This window comes from Neobacillus drentensis (assembly GCF_036962765.1).
In the GTDB taxonomy this organism is placed as follows: Bacteria; Bacillota; Bacilli; order Bacillales; family Cytobacillaceae; genus Neobacillus; species Neobacillus drentensis_C.
On sequence record NZ_JBALOS010000281.1, the window covers coordinates 2,643 to 10,845 of the forward strand.

Annotated in this window: 7 protein-coding genes; 2 read left to right on the forward strand and 5 right to left on the reverse strand. The window is 40.1% G+C overall.

Features of this window, described 5'->3' with window-relative positions:
* Positions 1-203 precede the first annotated feature (203 nt).
* The 3 genes from V7137_RS26820 to V7137_RS26830 are packed head-to-tail and all read right to left on the reverse strand — an operon-like array spanning position 204 to position 2,748.
* The gene (locus tag V7137_RS26820) at positions 204-863 is read right to left on the reverse strand and encodes a DUF429 domain-containing protein (RefSeq protein ID WP_335700898.1); all 660 of its coding nucleotides are present in this window, start codon (positions 861-863) and stop codon (positions 204-206) included.
* Between the two features lie 33 nt (positions 864-896).
* Positions 897-2,186, reverse strand: coding sequence for an ATP-binding protein (locus V7137_RS26825; RefSeq protein WP_335700899.1), 1,290 nt, complete (start codon positions 2,184-2,186; stop codon positions 897-899).
* 16 nt (positions 2,187-2,202) lie between these two features.
* Positions 2,203-2,748 carry a GNAT family N-acetyltransferase gene (locus tag V7137_RS26830; RefSeq protein WP_335700900.1) on the reverse strand — a complete coding sequence of 182 codons (546 nt, stop codon included), beginning with the start codon at positions 2,746-2,748 and terminating at the stop codon, positions 2,203-2,205.
* 232 nt (positions 2,749-2,980) lie between these two features.
* Between V7137_RS26830 and V7137_RS26835 the strand changes: the two genes are divergently transcribed.
* Positions 2,981-4,423 carry a flavin monoamine oxidase family protein gene (locus tag V7137_RS26835; RefSeq protein WP_335700901.1) on the forward strand — a complete coding sequence of 481 codons (1,443 nt, stop codon included), beginning with the start codon at positions 2,981-2,983 and terminating at the stop codon, positions 4,421-4,423.
* A gap of 62 nt (positions 4,424-4,485) precedes the next feature.
* Here the strand turns inward: V7137_RS26835 and V7137_RS26840 are convergent, their stop codons facing one another.
* Positions 4,486-5,757 (reverse strand): MFS transporter, encoded by a 1,272-nt coding sequence (locus V7137_RS26840; RefSeq protein ID WP_335700902.1) that lies wholly within the window; start codon positions 5,755-5,757, stop codon positions 4,486-4,488.
* Positions 5,758-5,888: 131 nt separating this feature from the next.
* A complete protein-coding gene (locus V7137_RS26845; RefSeq protein ID WP_335700903.1) occupies positions 5,889-6,671 on the reverse strand; it encodes a PhzF family phenazine biosynthesis protein in 783 nt (260 codons plus the stop codon).
* A 110-nt stretch (positions 6,672-6,781) separates the two neighbouring features.
* Here V7137_RS26845 and V7137_RS26850 point away from each other — a divergent pair.
* The coding region (locus V7137_RS26850; RefSeq protein ID WP_335700905.1) for a PLP-dependent aminotransferase family protein at positions 6,782-8,203 on the forward strand (1,422 nt) is incomplete at its 3' end.

Here is an 8,203-nt window from a genome sequence, read left to right on the forward strand (position 1 = left end):
GACAATTCGTTGGTTCTTGTGGTGGGTTTTGTCCTTCATCCTGTGTGAACTTAAAATAGGTAGTCGGTGGAACCCCGATAGACGACCCTTCTCTTCTTTTTCTGATAGGTTCAGTCGTTTACCACAAAACTAGCTCTCCCTCCCCACTCGCATCAACGAAAAAAATACCACAGAATTATACTGTGGCAGATCATTATCATCACTTAACAACAATAACCATACGGATGCAGTGGCGGGTTCGCAGGGAATGACCACTTGGGATGCAATGATGGATCTTTCCAATGCCAGGCCCCTAATGCTGCAGCGCAGGCATCGATTAAATGACTTTCCTCATCAATAAAAACAGGTAGCTGGATTAAGTTCTGCTCCCCGAGCCAGTCGCGAATCCAGGTTCTTGATGATAGACTTTGTTTGTAGCTCAACACATTCTCCAGATCGCACTGAGGAAGTCTTGATCCAATCACAGCACCAGGGTGCACTTCTACTATGGAAATCGGAAACCTGGTAGTAAGGTTCCCTATCTCTCTAGTAATCTTTATTCCTCTTAGGGTAAGATAGACCATTCGATTGAAGGTTGGGATCATGATGGATCCAGGCTTCATTCCCATCGAAACAATAAACTGACGGAGCAGTTTATCACCTTCCCTGTCTCCTCCTCCATCCTCATATGATAATGGTGCGTCGATCCCAATTACCACCTCATCTAACTGGCTCTGAGCCTCTATTTCCTTTAAAATGTCCAAATCGCCAATATTCCTGAGTAATTTCAAAAAGTCCAAGCGGCCATTTTGTCGTTCAAACACCGCCATGACAGTATCTTTGTGATTACTCGGACCAGATAAGTCAATACCTATCACTCTCATAAACCATCTTCTCTTTCTACTGGATAAATAGGATTAATCGTCGCCAAACCCGGAAAATCCGATCGAGGCAGATGAAAGGGCTTGGTCCCATTCTTGTTTTTGTTGTTTTTGCTGCAGCGACTTTAAGTCCGCACAAAGTCGGGTCACATCCACTTTTTGTTCGTAATGCCATTCAAGGGCAATCGATGTATACAGTTCATTGAGCTGGGCATAAGAGAAATCCTTTGTCGAATCTACGACTTGCTGAAGCTCCTCCTCTGATAAAATCCGAGTAATATTCTTGTTTACTAGATACTGATAACGAAGCTCCTTCGTTGGTACATGAATCTCATAGGCGCGGTCAAACCGTCCTGACCGGTTCATAAGAGCGGGATCAATTTTTTCAGGGTAATTCGTCGTACCAATGATGAAGATCCCTTCCTTCGAAGTGGCTCCGTCCAAAATGTTCAAGAAAACAGACCGGACACTAGCAGGCATGGAATCAATATCTTCAATGACTAGTACCAATGGTGTTAGTTTTAAAACCGACGTAAATACCTCTTTGATGGTATAACTCGAGGTAAATTCTGTGATCTGCCAATAAGCTACCGGTGCATTTATGCTGCTTGCGATCGATTTCACGAGTGTGGTCTTTCCATTACCAGGCTTTCCGTAGAGAAGAATCCCGCGTTTGTAGGGAATGTCATAGGTTTTAAAAAACTGCCCGCTTTCGGAGAAGAATTCGTCAATCGAACGATAAATTTCCCGCTTTAAAGAATCCTCTAAAAATACATCTTCTCTTCTAACCAAGGTAGTAATACTATCAATCTCTGTTTCTACGCCATCTTCTGTATCCGTAAATACAGTGACATAGTTCTTAATATAATCTCTTTTTCGTTTAAGTACATATTTCAAAAAGGCTACTAAGCAAGCATCATTTTTCGCAAAAATAAAATCATGTGTCATTTCCCCATCACTTTGATAAATAACCAACCTTGAAAGGGCAACCTGATAACTTGAATAGTAAAAAAGACCGTTGGTTATGCGTGGTTTCACAACTAGCTCCAACGTTTTATCGGTATGGTTAGATGAGATGGTCTTTGTCTCACCTTCTTTATAAATATGACAAATAAGTTGTACTTCTGGAGATTCCTCTTTCAAATCTTCCTCCAGAATGTCCCAAATCTCATTTGAGGTATCTTCATCTGAATACATATGAAAGTCGATGCCTGTTTCATCCATTAGTTTTTCTTGAAGGGTAGCAACGATTTTGCCATAGTCAAAATAATATGGCAATGACTCTCGGTCGATTTTATTGGTGTCAAACAAAACATTATTTTTCATCAACTTCTCCTTATTATTAGTCTTTAAACCTGCCCATCACGATGGTATTATAGAAAATTCCATCGGATAGCTTCTTGTCTTTTTTTAGAATACCTTCCACTTCAAAACCAAATTTCTGATAAAGTTGGATTGCCTTGTCATTGGTTTCGATAACATTTAACGTTATTTTCTTAATTTCATTAGAATCTGCCCATTGAACCGTTTCTTTTAATAAGTTTTTACCGATCCCATATCCCCAGAATTCTTTTAACACACAGATGCCAAATTCTACTTTATGAGCAAATCTTTTCAATTTGGATCCTTCACATCTTGAAAAACCTACAAGTCTATCATTCACTTCAACAACCAAAAATAAATTACGAGCGTTTTCTGTGTCATCCTTAATGATCTGTTTGAAACCTGATTCATCTATGTAGGCTTCACCTTTTTCTCGATCTAGATTCTCTGTCTCACCGTCTATTTGCAGTCTTAATTCAGACAAGTTCTTCGCATCTTTCTCCGTTGCAGACCTTATCACATAATGTAATGGATGAACTTCATATTCTGTCTGATCCACTCTCATACCTATGCCCCCCTTTTAACAGGACTATTTCCCCATCCTAGATGTCCCTTCTCTAATCTGTTATAGCACATACGTTCAGTAAAAGAAATACAATAACTGGATAATTTTCTTATGAATGAAACGACAAGTTTTCCCAACAATCCCAACAAGAAAATTGCACATAGTCAACGTTTTAACTGTATATAATGCAATAAGCCATTTTTTGGGAAAGCAAGGGAGGTTAACCTATTACATGAATTCCCCATTAACGGAGCAACAAATGCTCGCCATCATTCAAAATGGTTTGAAGAAATTACAAGCTCCTAAACAGATTATTATCATCGGTGCAGGCATGGCTGGACTCGTCTCTGCTTCTTTACTAAAGGAAAGGGGCCATCAAATCACAATTTTGGAAGCTTCTAATAGAATTGGAGGTCGTGTTTACACGATACGCACTCCCTTTAGTAATCCCTTATTTTTCAATGCCGGAGCAATGCGAATACCTGAACAGCATATGATAACCTTTGAATATATTAAAAAATTTAAGTTGCCTGTAAATCCTTTTATTAACCGGACACCAAAGGACATCCTTTACTCAAATGGCATCAAAACACGTCTGAGTATATATGAAAGTAATCCAAGCGTTTTAAAATATCCTGTTGCTCCGAATGAAAGAGGAAAATCGTCTGAGGAACTTTTGCTTTCTGAAGTCCAACCCATTATTGATTTTATTAACCAAGATCCAGATAAGAATTGGCCGATAATAGAAAAACAATATAGAAATATTTCTTTTGGCACTTTCTTAAACGCACATTTTTCAATCGGTGCCATTGATATGATTGGTGTCCTTCTTGATCTAAAAGCCTATATGGCGATGACCTTCGTAGAAGTATTACGAGAGATCATCATCCTAACATCCACAAAGACTTTCTATGAAATAACCGGTGGTATGGACCGGCTGCCTCTTGCCTTTCTACCGCAATTAAAAGAGAATATTCTGTTCAACCAAAAGATGATGAAGATATCTCAATACCAAAACAGTGTAACTATTCATTGTAGGCATCAACAAACCGGTGAGAATATCATGATATCTGGTGACCTAGCGATCGTGACCATCCCTTTTTCAACCCTACGATTTGTGAAAATCGAACCTTACGAGTCATTTTCCTATTATAAAAGAAGCTCGATTCGCGAACTCAATTATATGGCCTCATCTAAGATCGCCATCGAGTTTAAAAGCAGATTTTGGGAAAAAGCAGGGCAACTTGGCGGCAAATCCATTACCGACCTGCCGATTCGGTTTACCTATTACCCAAGTTATGGAATTGGTACAAATGGACCTGCGGTTGTGATCGCGAGCTATACATGGGCAGATGAGGCCTTAACATTGGATTCCCTTTCTGAACGAGAGTTGATCCAATATGCATTAACCAACTTGGCTGAAATTTTCGGGTATCAAGTTTATTCAGAATTCGTTACAGGGGCTGCTTTTAGCTGGAGTAAAAATCCTTATTCTGGTGGTGCGTTTACCGCTTTTGAACCTGGTCAGGATGTAGAGCTTTATCCTTATATATCGACACCTGAGGGAAGAGTACACTTTGCTGGTGAGCATACTGGACTTACCCACGGTTGGATCCAAGGGGCAATTGAATCAGGAATCCAAGTGGCAAACGAAGTAAATGATATACCAAAATAAGCTTAGTAAAAAGGCTGCGCTAACAGCCTCTTATTTTTGAAAAATAGTGTATTCTGATACGTCTAGGCTTTATACGTTTGACTAACATCCACTTTGATTTCTTGTTTTTTAATGACCATTACAAATAGACTGGCTAACAAACAGAACATTCCTGCAAGTACAAATGCCCATGTATAGGAGGTGAAGAGATTATAGATAATCCCGGCTCCACCGGCTGCCACAGCCGAACCTAATTGGTGGGCTGCAAAGATCCAGCCATAGACAACAACACTTTTTTCAATTCCAAAGATTTGTCGTGAAATGTTTACTGTTGGCGGTACGGTCGCAATCCAATCTAATCCATAAAACACAGAGAAAATAATAAGCAGTGTAATCGAGCCATCATTTAGTGCAAAAGGAAGAAATACAAGTGAGGCACCCCTTAGACTATAATACCAAAACAGGAGCCAGCGATTATCGAATCGGTCTGATAACCAGCCTGAAAGAGTGGTTCCAATTAAATCAAATATTCCCATAAACGATAGCATGGACGCAGCAGTAACCGCCGTAAATCCAAAACCTATACAATATGAAATGAAATGTGTACCGATTAATCCACTCGTCGAAAGTCCGCATATAAAAAAGCTACCTGCTAATAACCAAAATTCCTTCACTTTTACCGCTTCAAATAAAGTGCGAAAGGCGATAAGAATGGGATTTTTTCTTTGGACTAGTTCCTTTACAGGTGATTCTTTGTCAAGTCCATATGGAAGAAGCCCTACATCTTTTGGTGAGTTTTTCATAAATAATAGGATGATGACCACCATAATGAAGCTAAGGATCAGAATGAAACCAATCGCCCATTTCCATGAATACGCATCGATGATCATGGCTAACAACGGTAAAAGGATTAACTGTCCTGTCGCTGTACTCGCGGTCAAAATGCCCACCGCAAGTCCTCTCCTTTTTTCAAACCAATGATTCGCAACATAAGGACTTAAGATCGTTAAAAACAACCCAGAACCTAAGCCGATGATCACTCCCCAAATGATCATTAATTGCCAAGGTTCCTTCATGAAAAGAGTAAGGAACACACCAATCAACAGCGTTGTCATCGCTAAAACCATCATTTTCTTTAAACCTATTTCCTCCAATAGTGCGGCCATAAATGGGCCGGAAATCCCATAGAGAAGAAGGTTCATCGCAAACGCAATGGAGATTAATGACCGATCCCAACCGAATGCTTCTTCAAGTGGAACAATTAACACTCCTGATGAGGAGCGAACAATCCCCGCTACAATAATTGAAAAGAATGTGATTACTAAAATAAACCAACTATAATGAATCCGTCTCAAGTCATCAGCCTCCAGTTGTTATGAATATTCAGAATAAATCAATGTCATCCTAGTTGTCAACACAGGAATGGTATGTACAAAAGCGGCATAAAATGCCGCCTCTCAACTCTAAATTTGGAAATCTCACACCGTCAATTCCCTATATATATTTCCGCAATGGAATAAAGTGCGGCTTTTCCGGCCATCTTCACCCGTGTCCCTACCTGTTTACAATAGAGCGTCCCGCCTCTACTGGATAACTGTTTCGCCACCATCTCACGTTTTTCTAACCTCTCCGACCAAAATGGAATCAAGCTGCAGTGTAAGGAACCCGTCACCGGATCCTCATTGATTTTTAATTTTGGAAAAAATCCTCTCGAAACAAAATCACATTCGTTTCCTTTTGCGGTAATACAAACGCCAATACCTTCTGATAGTTTTTCTATTTTTGAAAAGTCAGGATTGAAATGTTTCACAGCCTCTTCTGAATCTAATACAAACACTAGGTCTCTATTTATAAAGCTTTCTAGCGGAGTAACTCCCAAAGCTTCAATCATCTGTTGCGTAACAGGCAATTCTTCTGATGGAACGGCTGGGAAATCCAATTCATACATTTCCCCTAGTTTGTTTACTGTAAGTAGTCCACTCATCGTCTCAAATTGGACGGTATCGACTTGTTTGTCGATATAGTTCATAATGACATACGCGGTTGCTAAAGTAGCATGACCGCAAAGGTTGATCTCCCCGCCCGGTGTAAACCAGCGAAGCCGATATATTTTTTCCTCCTTTACCGCGAATGCCGTTTCCGATAGATTATTTTCTATCGCCATTTTCTGCATGATCTCGTCTGGAAGCCACTTCTCCATTACACATACACCGGCAGGATTTCCTTCAAAAACTTTTTCGGCAAAGGCATCCACTACATAATATTTCATCCATGATTCCCCCTTAGTGTTATAATATAAACCAACTAAATTACGAATAGTTTATATTGAACACTGTATAACACTCAATACGGAAGTATAACACTAAGGGGATACTCATGATGCAAATCGAAATTCAACGAAATGCAGAAGTTTCACTATCAAAGCAAATATATCAAGCGATTGTCGATCGCATCCGATCAGGACTTTTGCAAGAAGGTCTACAATTACCTTCCGTGCGCGAGCTATCTAAACAGCTTGGTGTCAGTTTGGTTACAGCAGTCAAGGCGTACCAGCAATTGGAGCATGAAGGTTTTATCACTTCTGTCCAAGGAAAAGGAACGTTTGTAAAAGAGACACGAAAAGCGGATGAAGAAAGAGAAGATGAGACTTTTTCGTTTGATTGGCAGCTATCGGTTCAAGATTATTTACCAAGATCACAGTTTGGCCGATTTCATCTTGTCCCTGAAAAGATTAACCTTTCCTCCTCTATGATTGATCCCGGGCTTCTACCAAATCGTTATTTAGAACGTGAGATTCACCAAATGCTTTCCGAAAACCCTAGGATATTGTCTCAATACGGAGAGATTCAAGGCGACACACGCCTCAGAAAGGCAATGTGTGAGTACTTGAAACGTTCAGGAGTTCCTTCTTTTCCTGAGAACCTTTTAGTTACGAGTGGTTCACAACAAGGGATTGATCTTGTTGCTCGTACATTTGTTGGGCCGGGAGATGTGGTGGTCATGGAAGCCCCCACCTATCCAGGAGCAATTGATGTATTTCGAGGGAGAGGAGCCACAATTCTTACCGTGCCGGTTGATAAGGACGGAATGCGCGTTGATATCCTCCAAAATTTATGTGATAAACATAAACCCAAAATCATTTATACGATTCCAACTTTTCATAATCCAACCGGTGCTGTGATGACATCTAGACGCCGCCGACAAATTCTTGATATTGCACAAAGTATCCAGTGCCTTATTATTGAAGATGATCCATGGGGTGAGATTTATTTTACGAAAAAGCCGCCGGCTCCCATTAAAAGTATCGATCATAACGGTCATGTGATTTACTTGAAAGGATTAAGCAAAACACTGGCACCAGGTTCTAGAATTGGCATATTGGCTGCTTCAGGCACCGTCTTCAATCGACTGTTGGCTGCCAAAGCTAATACTGACCTTGGGAGTCCATTACTCACTCAAAAATCCATTCTATCGTTTATCAACTCGAAAAATATGATCGATCACTATAAAAAATTGAGAACGGCAATAAAGATTCGACGCGATTTAGTTCTTGAATTACTTTCAGAACATATGCCTGAGGGTGTATCATGGCAAATCCCGGAGGGGGGATTAAACGTATGGATCAGTCTTCCACCTTGGCTAGATAGTAATCAAGTGCTAGTAGAAGCAAAAAATCAGCAACTAACCTTCTTGCCCGGATCAGCTTGTTACCCGGTAGAGCACGAAAATCATCACTTGCGTATAAGTTACTCTTTTATGAATGAGCCATTATTAAAACAGGGAGTTACCACATTATGTAAC